21 protein-coding genes and 1 pseudogene are annotated in these 24,468 nt (G+C 72.5%); 12 read left to right on the top strand and 10 right to left on the bottom strand.

Translation table 11 applies throughout. The features are described from left to right. Position 1: 1 nt before the first annotated feature. Positions 2 to 1,528, bottom strand: a complete 1,527-nt coding sequence (locus ABD292_RS26585) for an MFS transporter (RefSeq protein ID WP_344211843.1) — start codon at positions 1,526 to 1,528, stop codon at positions 2 to 4. A gap of 54 nt (positions 1,529 to 1,582) precedes the next feature. Between ABD292_RS26585 and ABD292_RS26580 the strand changes: the two genes are divergently transcribed. From ABD292_RS26580 to ABD292_RS26560, 5 genes are all read left to right on the top strand, one after another. Then, the gene (locus ABD292_RS26580; RefSeq protein ID WP_344211841.1) at positions 1,583 to 1,987 is read left to right on the top strand and encodes an HIT family protein; all 405 of its coding nucleotides are present in this window, start codon (positions 1,583 to 1,585) and stop codon (positions 1,985 to 1,987) included. Positions 1,988 to 2,056: 69 nt separating this feature from the next. Further along, positions 2,057 to 3,238: a sensor histidine kinase gene (locus ABD292_RS26575; RefSeq protein ID WP_329574333.1), complete on the top strand. Its 1,182-nt coding sequence runs from the start codon at positions 2,057 to 2,059 to the stop codon at positions 3,236 to 3,238. A 33-nt stretch (positions 3,239 to 3,271) separates the two neighbouring features. Further along, positions 3,272 to 4,024, top strand: coding sequence for a LytR/AlgR family response regulator transcription factor (locus ABD292_RS26570; protein ID WP_344211838.1), 753 nt, complete (start codon positions 3,272 to 3,274; stop codon positions 4,022 to 4,024). Beyond that, positions 4,021 to 4,437, top strand: coding sequence for a hypothetical protein (locus ABD292_RS26565; protein WP_344211836.1), 417 nt, complete (start codon positions 4,021 to 4,023; stop codon positions 4,435 to 4,437). The genes ABD292_RS26570 and ABD292_RS26565 overlap by 4 nt, the downstream gene beginning before the upstream one ends. Further along, entirely contained in the window at positions 4,434 to 5,921 is a 1,488-nt protein-coding gene (locus ABD292_RS26560) for a sodium/solute symporter (protein WP_344211834.1), read from the top strand. Before ABD292_RS26565 ends, ABD292_RS26560 begins: the two co-directional genes overlap by 4 nt. Before the next feature lie 8 nt (positions 5,922 to 5,929). Here ABD292_RS26560 and ABD292_RS26555 read toward each other — a convergent pair whose 3' ends face one another. Beyond that, positions 5,930 to 8,182 (bottom strand): helicase-associated domain-containing protein, encoded by a 2,253-nt coding sequence (locus ABD292_RS26555; protein ID WP_344211832.1) that lies wholly within the window; start codon positions 8,180 to 8,182, stop codon positions 5,930 to 5,932. A gap of 57 nt (positions 8,183 to 8,239) precedes the next feature. Next, a complete protein-coding gene (locus tag ABD292_RS26550) occupies positions 8,240 to 9,235 on the bottom strand; it encodes a LacI family DNA-binding transcriptional regulator (RefSeq protein ID WP_344211830.1) in 996 nt (331 codons plus the stop codon). Positions 9,236 to 9,261: 26 nt separating this feature from the next. On the opposite strand from ABD292_RS26550, the gene ABD292_RS26545 reads away from it, so the two are divergent. The 3 genes from ABD292_RS26545 (at position 9,262) to ABD292_RS26535 (ending at position 12,531) form a co-directional block, all read left to right on the top strand. Beyond that, positions 9,262 to 10,482, top strand: coding sequence for a trans-sulfuration enzyme family protein (locus tag ABD292_RS26545; protein ID WP_344211828.1), 1,221 nt, complete (start codon positions 9,262 to 9,264; stop codon positions 10,480 to 10,482). Positions 10,483 to 10,585: 103 nt separating this feature from the next. Further along, positions 10,586 to 10,915, top strand: a complete 330-nt coding sequence (locus ABD292_RS26540) for a DUF485 domain-containing protein (protein ID WP_344211826.1) — start codon at positions 10,586 to 10,588, stop codon at positions 10,913 to 10,915. A gap of 17 nt (positions 10,916 to 10,932) precedes the next feature. After that, entirely contained in the window at positions 10,933 to 12,531 is a 1,599-nt protein-coding gene (locus ABD292_RS26535) for a solute symporter family protein (RefSeq protein WP_344212801.1), read from the top strand. A 132-nt stretch (positions 12,532 to 12,663) separates the two neighbouring features. Here the strand turns inward: ABD292_RS26535 and ABD292_RS26530 are convergent, their stop codons facing one another. Beyond that, positions 12,664 to 13,548: a phosphotransferase enzyme family protein gene (locus tag ABD292_RS26530; RefSeq protein WP_344211825.1), complete on the bottom strand. Its 885-nt coding sequence runs from the start codon at positions 13,546 to 13,548 to the stop codon at positions 12,664 to 12,666. Positions 13,549 to 13,620: 72 nt separating this feature from the next. Here ABD292_RS26530 and ABD292_RS26525 point away from each other — a divergent pair, with 72 nt between their 5' ends. After that, a complete protein-coding gene (locus tag ABD292_RS26525) occupies positions 13,621 to 14,331 on the top strand; it encodes a TioE family transcriptional regulator (protein ID WP_344211823.1) in 711 nt (236 codons plus the stop codon). Between the two features lie 73 nt (positions 14,332 to 14,404). After that, complete coding sequence (locus ABD292_RS26520) at positions 14,405 to 15,427, top strand: polyprenyl synthetase family protein (RefSeq protein ID WP_344211821.1); 1,023 nt, start codon at positions 14,405 to 14,407, stop codon at positions 15,425 to 15,427. Positions 15,428 to 15,451: 24 nt separating this feature from the next. Here the strand turns inward: ABD292_RS26520 and ABD292_RS26515 are convergent, their stop codons facing one another. Further along, positions 15,452 to 16,387 (bottom strand): aldo/keto reductase, encoded by a 936-nt coding sequence (locus ABD292_RS26515; RefSeq protein WP_344211819.1) that lies wholly within the window; start codon positions 16,385 to 16,387, stop codon positions 15,452 to 15,454. Positions 16,388 to 16,423: 36 nt separating this feature from the next. Between ABD292_RS26515 and ABD292_RS26510 the strand changes: the two genes are divergently transcribed. Both ABD292_RS26510 and ABD292_RS26505 read left to right on the top strand, forming a co-directional pair. After that, positions 16,424 to 17,401: an alpha/beta hydrolase gene (locus ABD292_RS26510; protein WP_344211817.1), complete on the top strand. Its 978-nt coding sequence runs from the start codon at positions 16,424 to 16,426 to the stop codon at positions 17,399 to 17,401. 63 nt (positions 17,402 to 17,464) lie between these two features. After that, positions 17,465 to 17,617 (top strand): annotated as a pseudogene (locus tag ABD292_RS26505) (helix-turn-helix domain-containing protein); the annotation flags it as partial. A gap of 240 nt (positions 17,618 to 17,857) precedes the next feature. Here ABD292_RS26505 and ABD292_RS26500 read toward each other — a convergent pair. The 5 genes from ABD292_RS26500 to ABD292_RS26480 all read right to left on the bottom strand — a co-directional run bounded on the left by ABD292_RS26500 (position 17,858) and on the right by ABD292_RS26480 (position 24,402). Then, positions 17,858 to 19,504 (bottom strand): wax ester/triacylglycerol synthase family O-acyltransferase, encoded by a 1,647-nt coding sequence (locus ABD292_RS26500; RefSeq protein ID WP_344211815.1) that lies wholly within the window; start codon positions 19,502 to 19,504, stop codon positions 17,858 to 17,860. Positions 19,505 to 19,647: 143 nt separating this feature from the next. Then, positions 19,648 to 20,697, bottom strand: a complete 1,050-nt coding sequence (locus tag ABD292_RS26495) for a sulfite oxidase (RefSeq protein WP_344211813.1) — start codon at positions 20,695 to 20,697, stop codon at positions 19,648 to 19,650. A gap of 196 nt (positions 20,698 to 20,893) precedes the next feature. Next, positions 20,894 to 21,484 carry a TOPRIM nucleotidyl transferase/hydrolase domain-containing protein gene (locus ABD292_RS26490; RefSeq protein ID WP_344211811.1) on the bottom strand — a complete coding sequence of 197 codons (591 nt, stop codon included), beginning with the start codon at positions 21,482 to 21,484 and terminating at the stop codon, positions 20,894 to 20,896. Between the two features lie 223 nt (positions 21,485 to 21,707). Further along, positions 21,708 to 23,393: a DNA polymerase/3'-5' exonuclease PolX gene (polX, locus tag ABD292_RS26485; RefSeq protein ID WP_344211809.1), complete on the bottom strand. Its 1,686-nt coding sequence runs from the start codon at positions 23,391 to 23,393 to the stop codon at positions 21,708 to 21,710. Between the two features lie 40 nt (positions 23,394 to 23,433). Next, the gene (locus ABD292_RS26480; protein ID WP_344211807.1) at positions 23,434 to 24,402 is read right to left on the bottom strand and encodes an aldo/keto reductase; all 969 of its coding nucleotides are present in this window, start codon (positions 24,400 to 24,402) and stop codon (positions 23,434 to 23,436) included. Between the last annotated feature and the right edge of the window lie 66 nt (positions 24,403 to 24,468).

Below are 24,468 nucleotides of genomic sequence, written 5' to 3'. Positions count from 1 at the left end.
CTCACTCCTCCTCGCGTCGTCCCACCCCAGTATCGGGCAGCAGCAGCGTCACCCCGACCCCGCCGAACAGCACGATCCCGGTGAAGACGGTCACCCGGCGGGTGGCGTCGGCGGCCGCCGCGACCGCGGCGGCGTGCCTGACCGGGTCCTTGATCATGGCGACGGCCGCGCCCGCGCTGTCGCGCACCGCCTTGCCGAGCGCCGGGTCGGCCGGCAGGCGGTCGGCCATGGCCGAGCCGAGGCCGGTCACCAGCACCGAGCCGAGCACGGCGATGCCGATCGCGGCGCCGAGCTGGCGGATCGCGCTCTGCAAACCGGAGGCGACGCCGGACTGCCGGGGCGGCACCTGGGCCAGCGTGAGGTTCGGGAGCTGGGCCGAGGCGAAGCCGACGCCGACGCCGTACACGACGAGCCAGGGCACCAGCGTCCAGTGGCCGAGCGACGGGGAGACCGACAGGCCGACCGCGATCGCGCCGACGGCCTCCAGGGCCAGGCCGAGCCGGACGATGAGGCGCGGGGTCAGCCGGAGCTTCGGCACCATGCCGCCGGCCAGGAACGTCCCGAGCGCCAGCGAGGCGATGACCAGGCCGGCCTCGAACGCGGTGAACGCCATCGCCGACTGCAGGAACAGCGGCAGCACCAGGATCATGCCGAACTCGCCGAGCGTGACGATCATCGCGGTGAGGCAGCCGTAACGGAAGGAGGGGATGGCGAGCAGCGACAGGTCCAGGATCACCGGCCGGCCCGCCCGCGCCCGCGCCCGCTCGACCAGCGTGAACGCCGTGAGCGCCAGCGCCGCCAGCGCGAACGCGAACGGGATGGGCGAGATCGAGTGCCCCTCGGCCGGGGCGAACCAGCCGTAACGCTGGCCCTCGATGAGCCCGAACACCAGCGCCGAGGTGCCGATGACGGACAGCAGCACGCCGGGCACGTCCCAGCCGCGGGCGTCCGGGTCCTTGGACTCCGGCACCTTGAGCGTGCCGAGCAGCACGAGCAGGCCGATGGGCAGGTTCACCCAGAACGCCCAGCGCCAGCCGTGGCCGGTCACCAGCCAGCCGCCGAGCAGCGGGCCGAGCGCGGCCATGCCGCCGATGACCGAGCCCCAGACGGCGAAGGCGATCGTGCGGCGCGGCCCGACGTAGAGGGCGTTGATGACGGCGAGCGTCATCGGCACCACCATCGACGCGCCGACGCCCTGGAGCACGCGGGCGCCGATGAGCAGCGCGCCGCTGCCCGCCATGGCCGCGAGCACGCTGGCCACCAGGAACACGACCAGGCCCGAGGCGAACATGCGCCGGCGGCCGTGCGCGTCGCCGGTGCGGCTGAGCGGGACCAGCAGGGCGGCGAAGGTGAGCGAGTAGATCGAGTTGACCCACTCGACGTCGGTCGCCGACAAGGACAGGTCGGCCATGATCGCGGGGACGGCCACGTTCACGATCGTCGCGTCGATGATGATCATCGACATGCCGACGCCGAGCACGAAGAGGGGGAGCCAGCTCTGCCGGGTCCGCTCGTTTAGCGACACCATGTCCCTAAGATAGCAACGACCTGTCGCCAAATGTCGAGCCGATAGGGTCGGACCGTGAGCACAGACCTGTTCTGCGAGATCATCGCGGGCCAGCGGCCCGCTCACCTCGTGCACGCCGACGACGTGGCGGTCGCCTTCCTCGACGCCCGGCCGGTCTTCAAGGGCCACGTGCTGGTCGTGCCGCGCGTCCACGCCGAGACGCTGGCCGACCTCGGCGACGTCGGGCCGTTCTTCACCCGGGTGCAGGCCCTGGCGCGGGCCGTGGAGGAGGGGCTGGAGGCCGGAGGCACGTTCGTCGCCATGAACAACCGCATCAGCCAGAGCGTCCCCCACCTGCACGTGCACGTGGTGCCCCGGCACCGCAAGGACGGTCTGCGCGGCTTCTTCTGGCCCCGCACCAAATACGACTCCGCCGAGGAGGCCGAGTCGTACGCCGCCCGCGTCGCGGCGGCGCTCTGAGCCGCCGGACCGTCCGGTGTGCGCGGGCCCTGTGTGTTCGGGCTCCGGCCTCGGCTAGGCTTCGGCCGCGTGGAGTACGTCGTCGGCAGCGCCGTGGTCGCCGTGCTCGTGGGCGTGCCCGCGATCGTGCTCTGGCGCGTGCTCCGGGGCCGCCGCGAGCTGGGCACCAGCCCGGCCGAGCGGGCCACGTTCGAGACCCTGCACACCGCCTCGCTGGCCGCGCCGCCGCTGCGCGCCGGGCTCACCGAGGACGGCGCCGAGCGCGCCTCCCGGCACCTGCGCGCCCTGCTCAACTCGCCCGCCCTGGCCATCGCCGACGCCGAGCGGCTGCTCGTCTACGACGGCGAGGGCGACGACCACCACGCCGAGCACGCCTTCGAGCACGCCGCCGCCACCCTGGAGGACGGCCGCATCCAGGTGCTCACCCTCGACTGCGACCTGCTCGAATGTCCGATCAGGCAGGCCGTCGTGGTGCCGCTCACCACCGACGACCGGGTGGTCGGCGCGCTCATCGCCTACAGCCAGAGCGCCTCGGCCGGGCTGGTCCGCGCCGCCCAGGAGGTCGCCGGCTGGGTGGACTCCCAGCTCGAACTGGCCGAGCTCGACCGCTCGCGCACCCGGCTCATGGAGGCCGAGGTACGCGCGCTGCGGGCGCAGATCTCCCCCCACTTCATCTACAACTCGCTCACCACCATCGCCTCCTTCGTCCGCACCGACCCGGAGCGGGCCAGGGAGCTGCTGCTGGAGTTCGCCGACTTCACCCGCTACTCCTTCCGCCGGCACGGCGAGTTCACCACCCTCGCCGAGGAGCTGCGCTCCATCGACCGCTACCTGATCCTGGAGCGAGCCAGGTTCGGCGACCAGCTCCAGGTCACCCTCCGCATCGCGCCCGAGGTGCTGCCCGTCGCCGTGCCGTTCCTGTGCCTGCAGCCGCTGGTCGAGAACGCCGTACGCCACGGGCTGGAGAGCCGCAACGGCGTCGGCCGGATCACGATCGTCGCCGAGGACGCCGGGGCCGAGTGCCGCATCAGCGTCGAGGACGACGGCCTCGGCATGGACCCCGACCGGCTGCGGCTCATCCTCGCCGGGGAGATCGTCCCGGCGGGCGGCGTCGGGCTGGCCAACGTCGACGAGCGGCTGCGCCAGGTCTACGGCGACGAGTACGGCCTCGTCGTCGAGACCGGCGAAGGGGCGGGCACGAAGGTCAACATCAGGTTGCCGAAGTATCACCCGGGTGTCTCTGCCCGTTGACCTTGATCTTTGTTGTCGGTTTCATCACTGTCTATGGCACAACTCCGGGTTCTCGCGGTCGACGACGAGCTGCCCGCCCTCGAAGACCTGTCGTACCTGCTGCGCGCCGACCCCCGCATCGGTGAGGTCGCCACCGCGCGGGACGGCGCGCAGGCGCTGCGGCTGCTGGACCGCGCCATCGCCGACGGGCGGCCGATCGACGCGGTGTTCCTCGACATCCGCATGCGCGGGCTCGACGGGGTGGTGCTCGGGCGGCTGCTGTCGCAGTTCGCCAACCCGCCCCGGGTGGTGTTCGTGACGGCGTACGAGGAGCACGCCGTGGACGCCTTCGAGATCAAGGCCGAGGACTACCTGCTCAAGCCGGTACGGCCGGAGCGGCTGTCGGAGGCCATCCGGCGCGTCGCGGTCTCGGCGGACGTGCCCGCCGCCGACGGCGGCGAGAGCGACACGATCCCGGTCGAGCTGGGCGGGGTGACCCGCTTCGTCTCCAGCGCCGACGTCATCTACGTCGAGGCGCAGGGCGACTACGCCCGGCTGCACACCGCGGCCGGCAGCCATCTCGTCCGCATCCCGCTGGCCACGCTGGAGGAACGGTGGGCCCCGGCCGGGTTCCTCCGGGTGCACCGCAGCCACCTCGTGGCCGTCAAACACATCGACGAGCTGCACATCGACTCGGGCAGGTGCACGGTCCGGGTGGCCGGCACCGAGATCCCGGTCAGCCGCAGGCACACGCGGGAGCTGCGCGACCTGCTGGTCCGGCGCGCACGGAAGGGACGCCCGGAATGACACTCGGGGAAACGCCGGGGACGCCGCCGGAGGAGCCGCGGCCCGGCCGGCGGGCGCGGCGGACCGCCGTGACCAGCCCGCGCACCGCCGCCGCGCGCCGCCCCCGCTATCCGGCCACCCGCGAGATCGACGAGCAGACCGGCCTCGGCGAGGTCTACATGCGCTCCCTGCTGCGCACCCAGTTCCGGCTGGCGCTGTTCGTCTGCACCGTCCTCGCCTGCGTGGTCGGCGGCCTGCCGCTGCTGTTCCTGCTCATCCCCGAGCTGCGCGAGGTCGAGCTGCTCGGCGTGCCGCTGCCGTGGGCGGTGCTCGCCGGGCTCATCTACCCCGCCTTCGTCCTCGGCGCCTGGCTGTACGTCCGCCAGGCCGAGCGCAACGAACGCCACTTCGCCGAGCTGGTCGAGCGCCGATGAGCCTCACCGCCGTGCTGGTCGTGGTGGTGGCGGCCGTGCTCATCGGAGCCTTCGGCATCCGCGTCTCGCGCACCACGTCCGACTTCTACGTCGCCTCCCGCACCGTCAGCCCGCTCTGGAACGCCTCCGCCATCGGCGGCGAGTACCTGTCGGCCGCCTCCTTCCTCGGCGTCGCCGGGCTCATCCTCGCCTTCGGCGTGGACATGCTGTGGCTGCCGGTCGGCTGGACCGGCGGCTACCTGGTGCTGCTGGTGCTGGTGTCCGCGCCGCTGCGGCGCTCCGGGGCGTACACGCTGCCCGACTTCGCCGAGGCCCGGCTGGAGTCCATGACCGTGCGCAGGACGGCGAGCGTGCTGGTCGTGCTCATCGGCTGGCTCTACCTGATGCCGCAGTTCCAGAGCGCCGGGCTGGTGCTGCGTGAGATCACCGGCGCGCCCCCGTGGGCGGGCGGGCTGCTGGTGGCCCTGGTCGTGGCGGTGAACGTGCTGTCCGGCGGCATGCGGTCGATCACGTTCGTGCAGGCGTTCCAGTACTGGCTCAAGCTGACGGCGCTGGCCGTGCCGCTGGTGTTCCTGCTCATGGCCTGGCGCGCGGACGGCGCGCCCGGGGTGAGCGCCGCGGACGCCGTCACCTGGCAGACGCCGCTCAGCGGGGGCAGGGAGTACGGGCTGTACTCGACGTACTCGCTGATCCTGGCCACGTTCCTGGGGACCATGGGGCTGCCGCACGTGCTCGTGCGCTTCTACACCAACCCCGACGGCCGGGCCGCCCGCCGTACGACGCTCGTCGTGCTCTCCCTGCTCGGCGCCTTCTACCTGCTGCCCGCCATGTACGGCTGGCTCGGCCGCCTCTACGCCCCCGACCTGACCCGCACCGACACGGTGGTGCTGACGCTGCCCGCCCGGATGATCGGCGGCACCCTGGGCGAGCTGCTGACGGCGCTGCTGACCGCCGGGGCGTTCGCGGCGTTCCTGTCCACCTCGTCGGGGCTGACCGTGTCCGTGGCAGGGGTGATCGCGCAGGACCTGCTCAAGGGCGGGGTGCGCTCGTTCAGGATCGCCACCCTCATGGCCGTGGTGGTGCCGCTGGGCCTGGCGCTGTGGGCGCGCCAGCTCCCGGTGGCGGACGTGGTGGGGCTGGCCTTCGCGGTGGCGGCCTCGTCGTTCTGCCCGCTGCTCGTGCTCGGCATCTGGTGGCGCCGCCTCACGACGACGGGGGCGCTGGCGGGGCTGCTCGTGGGCGGCGGCCTCGCCTGCGGCGCGGTGCTGGCCACGATCACGGGGGCGCCGTACGACGGCTTCACGACGGCGCTGCTGGCCCAGCCCGCGGCGTGGACGGTGCCGATCGCGTTCGTGGTGATGGTGGCGGTGTCCTTCCTGACCCCGCACCGGGTGCCGGCGAACGTGGCGCGCGTCATGGTCCGCCTGCACACTCCCGAGAACCTGGACCTCAACCGCGGCGACTGGCGGCCCCGCTCGTCCTAGGGCTTTTCTCAGGGCAGGTAGGCCCTGGTGACGCGAGCCCGGTCGAAGGTGTGGCCGCGGTCGCAGTCGTGGCAGTAGCCGGTGATCGCGTCGCCGGCGATCGCGAGGTCGTCCATGTAGTGCTCGCGGCGCTGGGAGACGATGACGACCAGCTCGCCGGTCATCGCCGCCAGGGCCAGGGCCTCGGCGGTGCCGGACGTGGCGGTGCCCTTGAGCATGGCGGCGGCCGTGGCGGCCGGGTCGGGAGCGGGCTCGGCGTCGACGGTGAGCCGGGGCCGGCGGGCCGGCTCGGCCCTGATCGTGCCGTCGGGCGCCAGGGCCACGGGCGCCTGCCCGGCCTCGCGGAGGAGACGCAGGGTCTCCTCGGGCGGGCGGGCGGACAGCGCGACCGTGGGCGCGACCTGCTGGAGGGCGAGCTTGCGCAGCGACTTCGCGCGGCACAACCCGGTGAGCGTGACCGCGTCGGCGGCGATCACCACCGACGGGGTGGCGGCGACCTTGAGCGTGCCGTGCTTGCGCGCCGTGTCGGTGACAAGGTAGCGCAGGGCCTGCGGAACGTCCTTCGCGCTGTGCCGGGCCAGGCCCGCCAGCAGGGACTCGGCGTCGCCGCCCGCGTCGAGGGCCCGCCGCACGCTCCGCTCGGAGAAACGCCACACGCTCGCCCGGTCACGCGACTCCAGGTCGGCGCACGAGCCGAGGAAGGCGGCCAGGGCGGGCGCGGGAAGGCCGGTGACGATGGCGGTCAGGTCGTTCTGCAGCGTGACGGTGAGAGCGGGCACGGGAAACAGCCCCGCCAGCGGCTCCTCCGCCTCCCCGCTGGGGGCGCCGGCAGAGGCGCCTGCGGCGGGGCCGTCGCGGGTGCTGGTGGTGGGTGGGGGTGTGGGGCCCGGGGTCGCGAGGTAGGCGCGGCCCAGGTGGGTGAGGGCGCCGTCGGTGGTGAGGCCGAGGAGGTCGCCCTCGCGGAGGGCGGCCGTCACGAAGGGCTCGGCGGCCGGCGGCGACTCGGCGGCGGCGCGGGTGCGCCAGTGGACGGCCGTCATCAGCCCGGACGCCTCCGCGCCCACGCCCTCGGGCAGGGTGCGGAGCGTGTCCAGGACGGCCCGGCGGATCGCCCCCGCCCCGCACTCGAACACGTAGGGCGGCGGCAGCGGGTCCAGGTGCCCCTCGCAGCACCCCACCACCCGGTGGGTCGCCGCCTGCGGCAGCCCGTGCCAGGCGGCGGCGAGCACCCGCCAGCGGGCGGCGGGGGAGCGGGCGAGCCAGTCGTCGGCCAGGGTGGTGCCGGTCAGCCGCTCGCCGCCGTCGGAGGCGACCAGCGCGGCGGCGTGGGCGACGTCGAGCCACAACGTCACCTCCTGCTCCGTGACGCCCAGCGCCTTGGCCGCCCGCCGCAGCTCCCGCGTGCCGACGCCGCCCGCCTTCAGCTCGGTGAGCGGCGTGGCGGTGGCCAGCTCGACCAGGGCCTCGACCAGGTCGAGCGCGCGCAGGGCGGCGCCCACCCCGTCGGCGGACGGCCCGGCCTCGCGCACGGGAACGTCGGGCTGCCCGGTCAGCGCCGGCCGCCAGTCGTCGCCGCGCAGCGCGAGGCCGATCTCGCGCGGCATCTCGTAGGCCCATCCGTCGCGCACCACGAACCCGGCCTCGACCAGCCGTTGCACCGGATGCGTACGAACCCCGGCCCCGAAGTGGACCTGCTCGCTCTCCAGCACCGGCCGTCCGGCAGCCATCGTCCGCAGCAGATCGGCCGCCTGACGGGGAAGGCGGGCGGCGCGGGCCCGGACCGCCACGCCGTCGGCCAGCAGCCGCCCGGCCTCGGCCGCGAGCTCCGCCCGCCGGCCCCTGGCCCGGCCGCCGTGCGCGCTCACCAGCGTCTTCAGCATCTCGGCGCTCAGCTCGCCGGCCAGCTCGCGCAGCGGCCTGCCCAGCCCGAACGGGTGCGCCCACAGCCCGCCACGGTGCGGCGAGCGTACGGAAGGGCCGTCGAGGGTGAGCAGGCCGTGGGCGGCGAGCGTGCCGAGCACCTCGCCCAGGCGGCCCCGGGGGTCGTGCAGGGCCGCCGCCAGGCGCTCGCGGGTCGTGGCCCCGCCCGCCGCCTGGACGGCCTGGCTGACCACGTGGCAGTCGGCGTCGAGGCCGAGCAGGACGGGGATGGCCGGCTCGGGCCGGGCCAGCAGGCGTTCGACCACGTCGAGCGAGGGAGCCGCCGCCAGCTCCGGGCGGTGCTCCAGGAGGGTGGTGAGTTCGGCGTTCGTGCGCGGCACGGCACGAGACTAGCGAGGACCGCCGACAGAACGCGGCCGAATCCCACCCCGGGACGTTCAGGAGGGCGGGAGCTCTCCGGAGCCGCGAGGGACCAGCTCCACGGGCAGCTTCACCAGCCGGGCCGCCCCCTCCGCCGGACGCAGCAGCAGGTCCACGGCCGTGCGCGCGAGCAGGGAAACGTCGTAGCGGACGACCGTCACCCCGGGGCTGAAGACGTCGGCGAGGGCGAAGTCGTCGAACCCCACGTACGCGGGCCGCTCCGGCCGCTCCCGCAGCGCCCGCAGGATCCCGATCGCGGCCCGGTTGTTGGCGGCGAAGAACGCGGTCGGCGGATCGGCCAGGTCGAGCAGCCGCGCCACCTCCTCCGCGACCCGGCAGGGGTCGAACACCCCGTGCACGACCAGCCCCTCGTCCACCGGCAGCCCGGCCGCCGCGAGAGCGGCGCGGTAGCCGGCGGCGCGCTCGTGGACGGAGCTCAGCCCGTCGTCGTCGGAGATCAGCGCGACCCGCCGGTGCCCGCGCGCCAGCAGGTGCTCGGTCGCGGCCCGCCCGCCCCGTTCGTCGTCGAGCACGACCACGTCGGCCGTCGCGAGGCCGGGCGGCAGCCGGTCCACGAACACCATCCTGAGGCTCGCGTGCTCGGCCAGCCATGCGTGGTCGGCCGCCGACGGGACGACGATGAGCGAGTCGACGCCCCGCGCCGCCATGGACTCGATGAGCATGCGCTCCTTGTCGGGGCTCTCCTCGTACGAGCCGAAGACGACCAGCGCCTCGTGCTCGGCCGCGGCGGCCTCCACAGCGGCCGCGAGCCGCGCGTAGAACTCGTTGGAGATGTTCTCCATGACCAGGCCGAGCGTCAGCATGGTCGCGCCCCGCGCCAGCCGGGCGGCGGCCTCGTTGCGGCGGTAGCCGAGCGCGCTGATGGCCGCCTGCACCCGCTGCTGCAGCGAGGCCCGTACGTGCGGCTCCTGGTTGACCACCCGGGAGACGGTCTTGAGGCTCACGCCCGCGTGCCTGGCGACGTCGGCCATGGTCGGCTTGCGCGTTGTCATACTCTGCCCCCATGGATGACGAATGCATGGATGACGCATGGATCTGTGGCCGGTTGGGCGAGGACGAGCCGTGGACGCTGGGCGCGGTCAATCCGCCGGTGTTCGAGAACTCGCTGTTCACGTTCGCGACGGCGGGGGAGCTGGGCGAGGCCATCAGGAACGAGGACGAGCGCTACGTCTACTGGCGGGGGACCAACCCGACGGTCGATCTCGCCCAGCGTAAGCTGGCGGCGCTGGAGCGGGGAGAGCGGGCCAAGTGTTTCGGCTCGGGGATGGGCGCCATCGCGGCGACGATCTCGTCGCTGGTGTCGGCCGGTGACCACGTGCTGGTGCTGGGCGCGATCTACGGGCCGACCACGCAGTTCCTGCGCTACCTGGAGAAGTTCGGGGTCACGCATACGCACGTGAGCGACCTCGCGGAGTGTGACAGCGCTATCAAGGAGCGGACGCGCCTACTCTACTTCGAGTCGCCCTCCTACATGGCGTACGCGATCGTGGACATCGCCGAGGTCGCGGCCTGGGCGCGGGAGCGCGGGCTGGTGACGGTGATGGACAACACCTGGTCCACGCCGCTGTTCCAGAAGCCGCTCACGCTGGGCGTGGACCTGGTGGTGCACTCGCTGTCGAAGTACGTGGGCGGCCACAGCGACCTGGTCGGCGGCGTCGTGATCGGCCCGTCCCGGCTCATCAGGCCGCTCGCGCTGACCGAGTACCAGCTCTACGGCGCCGCCATGTCGCCGCACGACGCGGCCAAGGTGATCAAGGGCCTGCGCACTCTGCCCGTCCGCATGCCGGCCCACCAGGAGCGGGGGCTCGCGGTGGCGCGGTTCCTGGCCGGCCATCCCGCCGTGCGGGAGGTCAACCATCCGGGCCTGCCGTCGCATCCGGGGCACGCGGTCGCGCTGCGGCAGATGTCGGGGTTCTCCAGCCTGTTCAGCATCGAGCTGGCGACGGACGACACCGATCAGGTCGCGATTTTTCTCGACAAACTCCGGCACTTCAGAATCGGCGTGTCCTGGGGCGGTTTCGAGAGCCTGGTCAACGCCCCCGCCCTGTCCACCGAGGAGAGCGTACGCGCCACGATGGGCATCCCGGCCGGCCTCGTCCGCCTGTCCGTCGGCCTCGAACCGGCCGACACCCTGATCAACGATCTCGACCAGGCGCTGAAGGCGCTGAAGGGGGTGAACGGGATCACCGACCGCTCATCGCGCGAGAAGGACCTTTCACCGCAGGTCCGCCCCAACTAATCGCCGCTCGGCGGCGGCTCGGCGAACAACCCCTTCCGGGACCTCCACGCGGGGTACGTTGCGCTCTTACGTTGAGCGTGATCCGCATCACAGTGGAGGTCTCGTGACGACTCAAGAACATGACGCATCGGTCTATGAAAGCGTTCGGGAGAGCAGTGAGTTCCAGGAGCTGAAACGCCGCTTCCGGGCCTGGACGTTCCCCATGACCGTGGCGTTCCTCGTGTGGTACCTGCTCTACGTCGTGATGTCGGGCTGGGCGCGCGGGTTCATGGCCACCAAGGTCCTCGGCGACATCAACATCGGGTTGATCTTCGGGTTGCTGCAGTTCGTGTCCACGTTCCTGATCGCGTGGGCCTACTCCAGGCACGCCGAGAAGAAACTCGATCCCATCGCCGACAAGCTGCGCCACGAGGTGGAGGAGAAGACGAAGTGAGCTCCACCACCCTGGGGATGATCCTCTTCCTCATCTTCGTCGCCGCGACGCTGGCGATCACCTTCTGGGCGAGCCGCCAGACCAAGACGGCGGCCGACTACTACGCGGGCGGCCGCTCGTTCAGCGGCGTGCAGAACGGCCTGGCGATCGGCGGCGACTACATGTCGGCCGCCTCCTTCCTCGGCATCGCGGGCATCATCGCGCTGTCCGGCTACGACGGGTTCCTGTACTCGATCGGGTTCCTGGTGGCCTGGCTGGTCGCGCTGCTGCTGGTCGCCGAGCTCATGCGCAACTCCGGCAAGTTCACCATGGCCGACGTGCTGGCCTTCCGGATGAGCCCGCGCCCGGTCCGCACGGCCGCCGGCGTCTCCACCATCGTGGTCAGCATCTTCTACCTGCTGGCCCAGATGGTCGGCGCGGGCGCGCTGGTCGGCCTGCTGCTCGGCATCACCGGCGACGCCGGCAAGGCGTGGACGATCGTCGGCGTGGGCGCCCTGATGATCGTGTACGTGGTCTTCGGCGGCATGAAGGGCACCACCTGGGTCCAGATCGTCAAGGCCGTGCTGCTCATGAGCGGCGCCGCGCTGGTGACGCTGCTGGTGCTCGGCAAGTTCGGCTTCAACCTGTCGGCGCTGCTCGGCCAGGCCGCCGCGACGAGCGGCCCCAAGGCGAACCCGGAGTCCTTCCTCAGCCCCGGCCTGAAGTACGGCACCGAGGCGCAGGGCCTGGCCGGCAAGATCGACCTCATCAGCCTCGGCCTCGCCCTGGTGCTGGGCACGGCCGGTCTGCCGCACATCCTGATCCGCTTCTACACGGTCCCCACCGCCAAGGACGCCCGCAAGTCCGTCCTGTGGGGCATCGGCATCATCGGCGTCTTCTACCTGCTCACCCTGGTCCTCGGCTTCGGCGCGGCGGCCCTGGTCGGCAAGACGGCGATCACCGAGGGTGACGCGGCGGGCAACACGGCCGCGCCGATGCTGGCCCAGAAGATCGGCGAGGAGATCTTCGGCTCGGTCGGCGGCACGATCCTGCTCGCGTTCATCGGCGCGGTGGCCTTCGCCACGATCCTGGCCGTGGTCGCCGGCCTCACCCTGGCCTCCTCCTCCAGCTTCGCCCACGACCTGTACGCGCACGTCTTCAAGCGCGGCCAGGCCAGCGAGCGGCAGGAGGTCATGGTGGCCCGCGTCTCGGCCTTCGTCATCGGCGCCGTCGCGATCGGCCTCGGCATCCTCGCCCAGAAGCAGAACGTGGCGTTCCTGGTGGCCCTGGCCTTCGCGGTCGCGGCCTCGGGCAACCTGCCCGCCATCCTCTACAGCCTGTTCTGGCGGCGCTTCAACACGGCCGGCGCGGTGTCGGCCATTTACGGCGGCCTGGTCTCCGCCCTCCTGCTGGTGATCTTCTCGCCGGTGGTCTCCGGCGCCCCGACGGCGTTGTTCAAGGATGTGGACTTCCACTGGTTCCCGCTGAGCAACCCGGGCATCGTGTCGATCCCGATCGGCTTCCTGTGCGGCTGGCTCGGCACGATCCTGAGCAAGGAGCACAACGAGGCCAAGTACGCCGAGATCGAGGTCCGCTCCCTGACCGGCGTCGGCGCGGAGAAGGCCGACCCGCACTGACCGCGAGCGTGAGGCGCCTCCTGCCCTGAGGGCGCCTCTCCGCGGAAGGCGCCCACCCCCGCCCGGGCGCCTTCCGCACCGAAGGGCCCGGTCTCGGTGACGAGGCCGGGCCCTTCTCGCGTGCCGCCGCCGTCAGGGGCGCAGCCGGTGGAACAGCTCCACCCGGACGCGGTGGTACTCGACGTCCTCCTCGTCGTGCGCCACCCCTGAGCGGGCGGCCTTGCGGAAGTAGGCGTGCTCCCTGCGCAGCTTGTGCCTGACGAGTTGGGCGATCGACTCCTCGTCCAGGCGGGCCGCCGTGCCGCCCTCCTCGTGGTAGGCGGCCACGAACTCCGCGCTCGGCCCTTTCACGTCGTCGCCCCATTCCAGGGCGGCGGCGGCCAGCTCCAGCTCAGGGGCGCCGACGAAGCTCTCGTCCCAGTCGAGAACGGCCACGATCCGGCCGTCCCTGGCCAGGGTGTTGCCGGTGTAGTAGTCGCCGTGCAGGGGGTGGCGGACGGGGTGGGCGGCGTGGAAGGCGCGCAGCCACCGGTCCAGGCCGGGGTCGTCCAGCTCGGTGGCGTCCTGGGGCGGATCGCCGTACAGGCCGGACTCCTGGAAGGCGGGCACCGGGCGCGGGCCGGGACGGCAGCCGGCCAGGGACCTGTGCAGCCTGGCGAGCAGACGGGCGCCGGCCGCGCGCTGGGCCGGGAGGTCGGAGTCCGGCCAGGCGCCCTCGACGTACGGCCAGCAGGAGATCGGGCGGCCCTCCACCACGACGACCGTCGCGCCGCCGGCCGTCGGCAGCGGGGCGACGGCCTCGGGCAGGCCGGCGGCGGCGTGCCGGGCGACCGCGTGGCACCACTCCGACTCGGCGGCGCTCCGCCACGCGGGGCCGACGCGGACGACGTGCCCGTCGAGGCGGTAGGCGGCGGACTCCTCTCCGCCGTGCAACCGCTCACCCTCTCCCGTGACACCCCAGGCCGAAGCCACGGCTTCGCGGATCTCCCGGGTGAGGGGCGTCGTGACGAAGATCATCCCGCCAGCCTACCCGTCGTCGTCCGGCGGTATCGTCGGACTTTTCATGCAGGATTCTGGCGAGGAGCGGCGGTGTCACGAGACGGGCGTCGGCTGCGGCCGGTCGACCTGGCGCGCGCGCACGGGCTGTCCACCCAGGCCGTACGCAACTACGAGGAGGCGGGCATCCTGCCGCCCGCGGACCGGACGGCCGCCGGCTACCGCGCCTACACGCCCCGGCACGCGCAGGCGTTGCGGGCGTTCCTCGCCCTGGTGCCCGCCCACGGGCACGCGACGGCCACCGCGATCATGCGGGCCGTCAACGAGGGCGCCGTCGAGGAGGCGCTGCGGCGCGTCGACGAGAGCCACGCCCAGCTCCTGGACGACCGCCGCACCCTGGAAGCGGTGGAACGCGCCCTGACCGACCTCACCACTCCCCCCGATGGGGAGCACGGGCCGGACGCGACGTTCATCGGCCCCCTGGCCCGCCGGCTCGGGCTGCGCCCCGCCACGTTGCGCAAGTGGGAGCGGGCCGGGCTGGTCCGCCCGCGCCGCGACCCGCAGACCGGCTACCGCGTCTACTCGGCCGCCGACGTACGCGACGCCCGGCTCGCGCACCAGCTCAGGCGCGGCGGCTACCTGCTGGAGCAGATCGCCCCGCTCATCGAGCAGGTGCGCGCCGCCGGCGGCGTCGAGCCCCTGCGGGACGCCCTGGACGGCTGGCGCGACCGCCTCTCGGCCCGTGGCCGCGCCATGCTGTCGGCCGCCGCCGAGCTGCACGCGTACCTGTCCCCGCCCACGTGAGGACCGCTACGCGTCGTTAGTCACTTTTGGCATAGGGTCCTGGAAGGGCATCGGACCGGGGGAGGAGCACCAGTTGAACGTCAGCCGACCCCCGGCCGCCGGCGCCACCGCCGCCATGGAACGCTGCCGCGGCCTGCTCGAACCCGCGCTCCGCGAGGCCGTCGCCGGCCTGCACCCGTGGAGCTCGCGGATGGCCGGGTTCGCGCTCGGCTGGTCCGACGCGGACGGCCGCCCCCAGACCGGGGACGGCGGCAAGGGCGTGCGCCCGGCCATCGTCCTGCTCGCCGCCGAGGCCGTGGGCGCCGACGTGGCCGCCGCGCTGCCCGGGGCGGTGGCGGTGGAGCTGGTGCACGCGTTCTCCCTGGCGCACGACGACATCATCGACCACGACGAACGGCGCAGGCATCGCGAAACCCTCTGGAAGGCGTACGGGCCCGGGCCCGCCCTGCTGACCGGCGACGCGCTGCTGGCCCTGGCCGTCGCCCAGCTCGCCGCCGCCCCGGAGGCGATGCGGCTGCTGTCGGCGGCCCTCACGGAGCTCGTCCACGGGCAGAGCGCCGACATGGCCTTCGAGAACCGACCCTGGCGCGGGCCCCACGCGGTCACCGTCGAGGAGTACACGCAGATGGCGGCCGGCAAGACCGGCAGCCTGCTCGGGGCCGCCGCGGCGCTCGGCGTCACGCTCGGCGGGGCGTCGCGGCAGACCGCCGACGCGATGGGCCGGATGGGGCGCGACCTGGGAGTGGCCTTCCAGATCGCCGACGACGTGCTCGGCATCTGGGGCGATCCGGCCGTCACCGGCAAACCCGTGCACAGCGACCTGCGGCGCGAGAAGAAGACGCTCCCCGTGCTGTGCGCGCTCGCCGCGGGCGGGACGGCCGCCCGCGAGCTGTCGGCCGTGCTGGCCGCGGGACTGGAGGACGAGGACGCGGTGCGTACGGCGGCCCGGCTGGTCGAGGAGGCGGGCGGGCGCGCCGCCGCCGGCACGCTGGCCGCCCGCCACCTCTCCGGGGCTCTCCACCTCCTGGACGCGCACCTTCCCGGGGCGGCGGACCTGCGCGCCCTGTGCGAGTCCCTGGTCAACCGCACCCACTGACCACCGGCGGCCCGGCGGGTACGGTCAGCCGGCCGGGCGGGAGGCCTCGTCCAGAAGGGCGAGCTCCTCGCCGCTCAGCTCCAGCTCGGCCGCCGCCATCAGCGCCCCCAGCTGCGCGACGTCGCGCGCGCTGGAGATCGGCGCCACCACCGTCGGCTGCGCCGCGAGCCAGGCCAGCGCGACCGACGCCTGCTGCACGCCCCGCGCGTCGGCCACCTCGGCGAGCGCCCGCAGCGTGCGCTGCCCGTGCTCGGTGGCGAGGTATTCGGCCGCCGACGCGGCCCGCGGGCTCTCCACGGTCACGCCGGGCGCGTACTTGCCGGTCAGGAAGCCGCGCGCGAGCCCGAAGTACGGGGTGCTGGCCAGCCCTTCCCGCGCCACGACGTCCCGCAGCTCGCCCTCGTACCCGCGCTCCACCAGGTTGTACTCCTGCTGCAGGGCGACGTACCTGACGAGTCCTTCCTTGTCGGACAGCTCGACCGCCTCGGCGAGCCGCCGCGCCGTGTGGTTGGACGCGCCGACGTAGCGCACCTTGCCCTCGCGCACCAGGTCGTCGAACGTGGACAGGGTCTCGATCAGCGGCGTGTCGTGGTCGTCCACGTGCGCCCAGTAGAGGTCGATGTAGTCGGTGCGGAGCCGCCGCAGCGAATCCTCGACCGCGGTGCGGATGGTCGCCGGAGCCAGGCCGCGCAGCCCTTCCAGCATGCCGACCTTGGTGGCGAGGACGACGGAGTCGCGGATGCGCCGCTCCGCCAGCCACTCACCGATGATCATCTCGGACGTGGACTCGCCGGTCACCCAGGACGGGTAGACGTCGGCGGTGTCGATGAAGTTGCCGCCGCCCTCGACGTAGGCGTTGAGCACGGCGAACGAGGCCTCCTTGTCGGCCGTCCAGCCGAAGACGTTCGTGCCGAGTGCTATCGGGAAAACGGACAGGTCCGTGGTGCCTATCGATCTCATCCCGCTATTATCCGACGATCCGACAAGGAGGCCCGGATGGCGCCCCGATTACGTGGATGCCTGGTCGGCGCGGTGGTCGCCGGCGGTCTGTTCCTGCTCGGGCTGGTCGTGCTGCTGCCCCGCGGCGCGCAAAGGGCAGGCCCGGAAACCACCGCTCCCGCGTCCGTAACCCCCAGCCCGTCACCGGCGGCCGAGGTCGTCGACGAGCGGCGCCTCGACGAGCGCAGGCTGGAGCTCACGATCCGCTCCCCGGCACTCGGGGACGAGACCACCAAAGTGCGCCTGCTCCTCCCGGACGGCTGGGAGTCCCGCCGCGACTGGCCCGTGCTCTGGCTGCTGCACGGCGGGCTCGACGACCACACCTCCTGGACGGCCAGGACCGACGTGGCCGCGCTCACCCGCGACACCGGCGTCATGGTCGTCATGCCGGACGGCGGCAAGTGCGGCAGCTACTCCGACTGGTGGAACGGCGGCCACGGCGGCCCGCCCCGCTGGGAGACCTACCACCTGCGCGAGCTGCTCCCCCTCCTCGAATCCCGCTACCGGGCCGGCCGGGACCGCGCGATCGCCGGCTACTCGATGGGCGGCCAGGGCGCGATGCTGTACGCGGCCAAGGGCCTGTTCAAGGCGGCCGCCTCCTTCAGCGGCGCCGTGAACATCACCGCCCCCGGCGTCCCCCAGGCCGTGATGGCCGGCACGACGGTCGGCTGCTTCGGCACCGACTGGAAGCGCGTCTGGGGCGACCCGGAGGAGCAGCGGCAGGTGTGGCGGGCGCACAACCCGTACGACCTGGCGGAGAAGCTGAAGGGCGTCGAGCTGTACGTGGCCGCCGGCGAGGGCGACCTGGTGGAGGACCTGGCCAACCGCGCCGCCCGCTCCTTCGCCGCCCGCCTCGACGACCTCGGCATCCCGGTGCGCACGCACTTCTACCGTGGCGGGCACAACCACACGTACTGGCAGCGTGAGCTGCACCGCGCCTACCCGATGCTGGTGTCCGCGATCGGCGCGCGGTGAGCCCGCTCACAGGGGCCGGAGAGGGCGTGACGACGGCGCGGCGGTGCCGCTAATCTTCGTGCTGTGGTGACGGGTGACGTGCGCACGCGCATCCTTGACGCGGCGGAGGAGCTGTTCGCGGGATCCGGCTACGAGGCCACACCGACGGCTGTCATCGCCAAGCTCGCCAGGGTGCCCGGAGGGATCGTCTCCGACTACTTCCCGCGCAAGATCGACGTACTGGTCGCGCTGATCGACGAACGCACCCACATCGAGGAGGGGCGCGACGTCGACGCGGTGCCGGGCGACCCGGCGGGCACCCTCGCCCGGCTCGCCCGCGCGCTGCCGCTGCGCGCCTCCCCGGCGATGCGGCGCATCCTGTTCCGCGAGGCCGACACGCACGGCTCGGTCAAGGAGCGGCTCGGCCGCCTCAACGGCGAGCTCGTCCGGCGTGCCCGGTTCGCGCTGGAGCTGGCGCTACCCGGGGCCCGCGGTGACGCGGCGCGGCTGGAGGTCGCGGCGGCCATGTTCGCCGCCGTCCTCATCTACCAGGAGAACCTGTGGCAGCTCACAGGACACCAGATCGACCCCGACGCCGTCGCGGAACTCGTCGCCCACGCGCTCGTCTAGCAGCTCCTCCAGCGCCTCGCGCAGGTGCCGCACCAGGCTCCAGACGTCGTCCACGCGCTCCGGGCAGGCGACGACGCCGAAGTCCAGCATGCCGTCGTAGGAGAAGCAGGTGATGCTCAGCCCGCCACTCATGTCCGTCAGGACGGACATCGGGTAGTAGGACAGCACCCTGCCTCCGCACAGGTACAACGGGAACTGCGGCCCCGGCACGTTGCTGATGATCAGGTTGACCGGCGGCAGCGCCATGTCCGCCAGCCTGCCCGTCAGCCGGAACACCGCCGGCGTGGCCAGCGCCGTCACCGGGGCGGGCAGCAGCGAGCACAGCTCCTGCAGCCAGGTCGCCGGGGCCAGCGCGAACCTGCGCTTCGCCCGCCGCATCGTCGCCCCCACGAGCCGCAGCCGCTCCCGCGCGTCGGGCACGTCGGTGGGCATCGGGGCGATCATGGCCGAGATCTGGTTGCCCGCCGCTTCCTTGGCGCCGTGCTTGCGCACCGCGACCGGCACCGCCACCACCAGCGGCTCCTCCGGCAGCGCGCCGCGCTCGGACAGCCAGGCGCGCAGGGCCGACGTGCACAGGGTCATGACGACGTCGTTGACGCTGAGGGCGTTGGCCTTGGCGACGTTCTTGACGTCCTTGAGCGACAGAGACCCGAACGAGACGTGCCGCCGGGCGCTGATCGGCCCGTTGAACGGCGTGCGCGGAGCCGCCAGGCTCGGCAGCTCGGGCCGGTCCCGCCGCTGCCCGGTCACGGCCCGCGCGGCCCTCGCGATCGCCTTCGCGCCGGGCAGCCGCGACGCCAGCGGGATGGCGTCCATGTCCCCGGCCATTCTGACCGCCGACCCCACCGTCCGCACCGGCTGCGTCACCGACCGCGCCGCCGCCCCCGCCAGCATGCCCACCACCCCGGGCCCGCGACCCGCGGCGACCTCCCGCGACGTCCCGTCCCCGCCTTCGCGGCCCACCCCGCACTTGGACGGGCCCGTGGGGGGCGCGGCTTCCTGACGCCTCACGAGGTGGCCGTCGGGGGTGAGGTCGAGGAGGGTGGCCAGGGTCTCGGCGCCGGAGACGCCGTCGATGGCGGCGTGGTGCACCTTCGTGTAGACGGCCACCCGCCCCTCCGGCAGCCCGTGGATGAGGTGCATCTCCCACAGCGGATGGGAGCGGTCCAACCGGCGGGCGTGCAGCTCCGCGACCACCTCGGCGAGCTGCCAGTCGCTGCCCGGCTGCGGCAGCGTCAGCTCGAACAGGTGGTTGGCGATGTCGAAGTCGAGATCCTGCGTCCAGTACGGGCGGTCGAGCCCCAGAGGGACCTCCGCCAGCCGGAGGCTCAGAGCGGGGGACAGGTGCAGGCGGTCGAGCAGCAGGTCCGCCAGCGCGTCCCGGTTGACGGCGCCCTCGCCGGAGTCCAGGATCGCCAGTCCGGCCACGTGCGCGGCGGTGGTCGCGGTCTCGACGTTGAGGAACTGGGCGTCGAGCGCGGTGAGCTGGCGCATCTGCTCTCCTTTCTGCCGTCGTACGAGCAGCATCACACGAGCGGATTTCCGCAAGGTTTCCGGGAGAGTGTTTCAGAGGAATCGGTCCGCTTCGCGCAAGCTGTGAGAAAATGGCCAGCTCAGCAGCTATCCGTGACATTTATCTAGCCAAGAACAACCTCAACAGGGTGTTGCACCACAGCATTGAAGTGGTAGCCGAACGGGTGCCGGGGGATGGCGAGCGGCTGCGTGGCGCCCGTCTCGTCGGTCGCCCTGGCCATGAGCACATAGCGGCCCGGCCGCCGGGGCGCCCAGGTGACATGCCACTGCGACCAGGCGCTGACCAGGTGACTTCCGTGCAACGCGGCCGCGCGCCAGGTGTCGCCGCCGTCGAAGCTGACCTCGACCCGGGTGATCCGGCCCTGCCCCGACCAGGACCGCCCGTGCAGCACCAGGGGGACGCCGCTGATCGCCAGCCGCGCGTTCCACGGCAGTTCGAACGCGCTTTTCACCGGCTGAACGGTGACATCGGGGTAGAACACGGTGTTCCAGGGACTCAGCAGGGTGCTCGTGGAGACCTCTATGTCGCCGAGCCATTTGATGGACGCGATTCCCACCCATCCCGGCACCACCAGCCGGGCGGGGAATCCGTGGTCGGGGGGCAGGGGCTCGCCGTTCATCTCGTAAGCCACGAGCACGTCGTCCATGGCCTTGGCGATGGGCAGCGGGCGGCGTACGTGCCCGTAGTCCTCGAACGGTTCGTCCAGTCCCGACGGGAGCACGTCCACCGCCTCGGGCCGTACGCCGGCCTCCTTGAGCAGGTGCTTCAGCGGCACGCCGCGCCAGCGCGCCACCCCGATCGCGCCCAGCCCCCACTGGGTGCCCGGCGCGGGGTCGTGCTGCTGGCGGCCGTAGAAGCGGCGTCCGTTGCCGGCGCACTCGATCGCCACGTCGTACGTCCGCGAGGGCATGGCGCGCAGCTCCTCGTAGCCGAACGCGCGCGGACATCGCAGGCCGGGGCCGTGCAGGCGCAGCCGCCAGGTCGCGGCGTCGATGAGCGGTGTGCCTGTGTGGTTGCGGACGAAGAACCGGTCGATCGGGGTGTGGTATCCCTGCCCCGACATGGCCTCCCACCGCATCTCGGCGTTCTCGCCGCGCACCCTGAACAGGTGGCCGGGCAGGGGCTTCAGGATGCTCGCCGTGGCGTTCCTCATGGCTGCTGTCACCTCGCTACTCGGTATTCCCTACCTGTAAACCATTTAATCTCCTCACGTCGGCTTCCGTCGCGATCCTTTACCGGAACAAGCCTTCACCGTCGCACTCCCCTGGGGGAGCGCGAGGGCTCTACCGTGACGCTCTGGCCCTACCCGGACTGTGACGCTCTGGCCCTACCCGGGCGCGGCCGGGGGCTCACCCGGCGAGCGGGCTCGGCCTGTCGCTCAGGACGTGGGCCAGCAGCAGGTCCAGCGGCCGTGGCACGCGGTCGAGTTCGAGCGCCGCGACGAGCAGGCCGGAGTAGCGGATCTTCCGGCCGCTGCCCGCCCCCATGAACCGGCGCAACTGGTCGTGCGTGGAGCCCTCGCGCCAGGCCGGCTGCCGCTGGAGCGTGCGGAACGACCCCAGCTCGCCCTCGGCCTCGATGACCTCTTCGACCGCGTCGGTGCCGAGCGCCCTGATCAGCTCGTCCTCCAGGTCGGCGACGCAGGTGAAGAACCCCAGCGCCTCCAGGCCGTCCCGGTCGAGGCCGGAGCCGAGGCCGGCGCGTTCGAGGCTGCGCCGGTAGTCGTCCTCCTCCCCGGCGTCGCACAGGCCGGCCAGCCGCAGGCCGAGCCCGGCGGGGCCGAATCGGGCGACGTACGTGCCGATGTTCGTGGCGCCGCCCATCGCCACGAGGGAGATGCCCTCGGCCGCCAGATCCCGCTCATGGCGCCGGGCCAGCACCTCGAACGCCGCCTTGTCGCTGGCGCCCTCGACCAGGACCACGGTTCGCGTCTCGCTCACGAGCCCACCCTTTCACCCGACCCCGACGTTGTTCATCCGCTTTTGCGGCCGTTCCCAAGCGAGGCCGAGAGAGTGGAGCCCGTCCGATCCTGGTCAAAAGAGGGTCATGGACACCAGCTTTATGGTGTTATATCCGGATTTCTGGAGCAGGCTAAGCGGGGAGAGGAGGACCACACATGGGAGCTCCCCGCCCACCCGGGCCCTTATTACCCTTTCCCGCCTGTCACCGGGAACGCCCCAGGAAAGCCAGGAGGCGTTCGAGCGGCCAGGTGTTGATGACGTCGTCCGGCGTCAGCCAGGCCCGTTGCGCGATCCCGACGCCGAAGCGCTGGTGCGCCAGGTGCGGGATCGCGTGCGAGTCGCTGTCGATGGAGAACTTCACCCCGTGGTGCTTGGCCAGCCGCACCAGGTCGGCCGGCAGGTCGGAGCGGTCGGGATAGGAGTCGATCTCCATCGCGGTGCCCGTGCGCGCCGCCGCGCGGAAGACGGCGTCCCAGTCGGCGTCCACCGGCTCGCGCTTGCCGATCTTGCGGGTGGTCGGGTGGCCGATGACGTCGACGTACGGGTTCTCGCAGGCGGCGATGAACCGGCGTGTCATCTCGTCCCGTGACATGCCGAAATGCGAGTGGACCGACGCCACGCACACGTCGAAGTCCCGCAGCACCTCTCCCGGCCAGTCGACCGACCCGTCGGGGGCGATGTTGAGCTCGGAGCCGTGCAGCAGCCGCATGTCCGGATATTTCTCCTGCAGCCGGGACAGCCGCTCCCGCTGCTCCAGCGCCTTGTCCAGCGTCATCCGCTGCATCGACAGGTCGGGCGCGTGGTCGGTCACCGCGTAGTAGGCGTAACCGCGGGCGTGCCCGGCGGCCACCATGTCCTCCAGCGAGGCGATGCCGTCGGTGAGGTCGGTGTGCGTGTGCAGGTCGCCCTTGAGGTCGGCCAGCTCCACCAGCGCCGGCAGCTCGCCCCGCAGCGCCGCCTTGACCTCGCCGCCGTCCTCCCGCATCGGCGGCGGGACGTACTGCATGCCGAGCGCGTGGTAGATCTCCTCCTCCGACTCGGCCGCGATCACCCGCTCGCCCTCGAACAGGCCGTATTCCGACAGCTTCCACCCCTTCTTCACCGCCATCTCCCTGATGGCCACGTTGTGCTCCTTGGAGCCGGTGAAGTATTGGAGGGCCGCGCCCCACGAGCCGGCCGGGATGCGCCGCAGGTCGACCTGGACGCCGGACGTGGTGCGGATCGAGGTCTTCTTGTCGCCGGCCGCGATGACCTCCGCGACGTAGGGCTGCGCGCGGAACTCCTCCATGATCGACTCGGGTGCGACCGCGAGGATGTCGATGTCGCCGATCGTGTCCTTCATCCGCCGCAGCGACCCCGCGTAGGTGATGCGCTCGGCGCTCAGCGACCCCATCACCTGCTCGGCCAGCGACATCGCGACCCCGATGTGCACCCGCCTGCCGGACTGCTCCAGCTGCTCGACGCCCTTCAGCAGGTTGGCCAGCGTCTTCGGGCCGAGACCCTTGACGCCCTTGAGCCGGCCCCCCTCGATGGCCTCGCGCAGCGCGTCGGTCGAGTCGATGCCGTAGTCCTCGAACAGCATGATCGCCGTCTTCGGGCCCAGGCTCGGCACCCGCGTCAGCCTCCGCACGCCCTCGGGCACCCGCCCCCGCAGGTCGTCGAGCTGCCGGAAGCTGCCCCGCTGGAGGAACTCCTCCATCTTCTTGGCGATCGCCTCGCCCACCCCGGGCACCGAGCGCACATCGACCACCGAGATGTCCTCGGGGAACCCGGCGATGGCCTTGGCCGCCTTCTGGTAGCTCCGCACCCGGAAGGCGTCGCCGCCGCAGAGCGCGAACAGCTCCGCGTATTCCTGCAGCGCCGACGCCGCCTCCTCATTTGCCCGCATGCCCCTAACCCTAGAGGCCCGCACCGACAAACCGGGGAGGTCAGAACCGCACCTCACGCGCCCGGTACGGCTCCGCCAGGAACGCCAGCTCCTCCTCCGACAGCCGTACGTCCACCGCCGCCACCGCGTCGTCCACGTGCCGGTCCTTGGTGGCCCCGACGATCGGCGCGGTGACCGCGGGCTGGTGCAGCAGCCAGGCCAGGGCGACCTGCGCGGCCGGCAGCCCCCGGTCGGCGGCCACCCGCGTCACGCGGTCCACGATGACCTTGTCGTTCTCCGGGTCGTACAGGGACTCGATGCGGGTGTCGGAGCCGGCCCGGGCGGTCGAGGCCGCCCCGCCCGCCCTGGCCAGCACCCCGCGCGCGAGCGGGCTCCACGGGATCACGCCCACGCCCTGGTCGAGGCAGAGCGGCAGCATCTCCCGCTCCTCCTCCCTGTAGAGCAGGTTGTAGTGCGGCTGCATCGACACGAACTTCGTCCATCCGTTGAGCTCGGCCACGTGCTGGGCCTTGGCGAACTGCCACGCCCACATGCTGGACGCGCCGAGGTAGCGCGCCTTGCCCGCCCGGACCACGTCGTGCAGCGCCTCCATCGTCTCCTCGATGGGCGTCTCGGGGTCCCAGCGGTGGATCTGGTAGAGGTCGACGTGGTCGGTGCCGAGCCGGCGCAGCGAGGCGTCGATGCCGGCCATGATGTGCTTGCGCGACAGGCCGCCGTCATTGGGCCGGCGGCTCATCGGGAAGTACACCTTGGTGGCCAGCACGTAGTCCTCGCGGCGCGGGAAGATCGCGCGCAGCGCGTTGCCGGTCACGACCTCGCTCTCACCTTGGCTGTAGACGTCGGCCGTGTCGAAGAACGTGACGCCGGCGTCGGCCGCCCGGCGGATGATGGGCTCCGCCTCGTCCTGCGGCAGCGCCCAGTCCTGGCGGGCGGGGTCGCCGTAGCTCATCATGCCGAGGCACACCCGCGAGACCTGCAAACCCGTGTCACCCAGTCGCGTGTAATCCATACCGCTCACATTAGGGGGCGGAACGTACGGGTTTCCGCCCTGTCGACCTGTTCCCCGATCCGGGGG

This window comes from Nonomuraea bangladeshensis (assembly GCF_039529455.1).
GTDB lineage: Bacteria > Actinomycetota > Actinomycetes > Streptosporangiales > Streptosporangiaceae > Nonomuraea > Nonomuraea bangladeshensis.
The sequence above is the reverse complement of the archived record's forward strand: the minus strand, read 5'-3'. Positions and strand labels throughout refer to the sequence as shown.

Coding starts and splice junctions, on each gene's coding strand:
- ABD292_RS26560 (WP_344211834.1), top strand. CDS start 4,434: ATGAGCCTCACCGCCGTGCTGGTCGTGGTGGTGGCGGCCGTGCTCATC.
- ABD292_RS26535 (WP_344212801.1), top strand. CDS start 10,933: ATGATCCTCTTCCTCATCTTCGTCGCCGCGACGCTGGCGATCACCTTC.
- ABD292_RS26495 (WP_344211813.1), bottom strand. CDS start 20,697: ATGAGGAACGCCACGGCGAGCATCCTGAAGCCCCTGCCCGGCCACCTG.
- ABD292_RS26565 (WP_344211836.1), top strand. CDS start 4,021: ATGACACTCGGGGAAACGCCGGGGACGCCGCCGGAGGAGCCGCGGCCC.
- ABD292_RS26500 (WP_344211815.1), bottom strand. CDS start 19,504: ATGCGCCAGCTCACCGCGCTCGACGCCCAGTTCCTCAACGTCGAGACC.
- ABD292_RS26515 (WP_344211819.1), bottom strand. CDS start 16,387: ATGAGATCGATAGGCACCACGGACCTGTCCGTTTTCCCGATAGCACTC.
- ABD292_RS26570 (WP_344211838.1), top strand. CDS start 3,272: ATGGCACAACTCCGGGTTCTCGCGGTCGACGACGAGCTGCCCGCCCTC.
- polX (WP_344211809.1), bottom strand. CDS start 23,393: ATGCGGGCAAATGAGGAGGCGGCGTCGGCGCTGCAGGAATACGCGGAG.
- ABD292_RS26530 (WP_344211825.1), bottom strand. CDS start 13,548: ATGATCTTCGTCACGACGCCCCTCACCCGGGAGATCCGCGAAGCCGTG.
- ABD292_RS26550 (WP_344211830.1), bottom strand. CDS start 9,235: ATGACAACGCGCAAGCCGACCATGGCCGACGTCGCCAGGCACGCGGGC.
- ABD292_RS26480 (WP_344211807.1), bottom strand. CDS start 24,402: ATGGATTACACGCGACTGGGTGACACGGGTTTGCAGGTCTCGCGGGTG.
- ABD292_RS26545 (WP_344211828.1), top strand. CDS start 9,262: ATGGATGACGCATGGATCTGTGGCCGGTTGGGCGAGGACGAGCCGTGG.
- ABD292_RS26510 (WP_344211817.1), top strand. CDS start 16,424: ATGGCGCCCCGATTACGTGGATGCCTGGTCGGCGCGGTGGTCGCCGGC.
- ABD292_RS26585 (WP_344211843.1), bottom strand. CDS start 1,528: ATGGTGTCGCTAAACGAGCGGACCCGGCAGAGCTGGCTCCCCCTCTTC.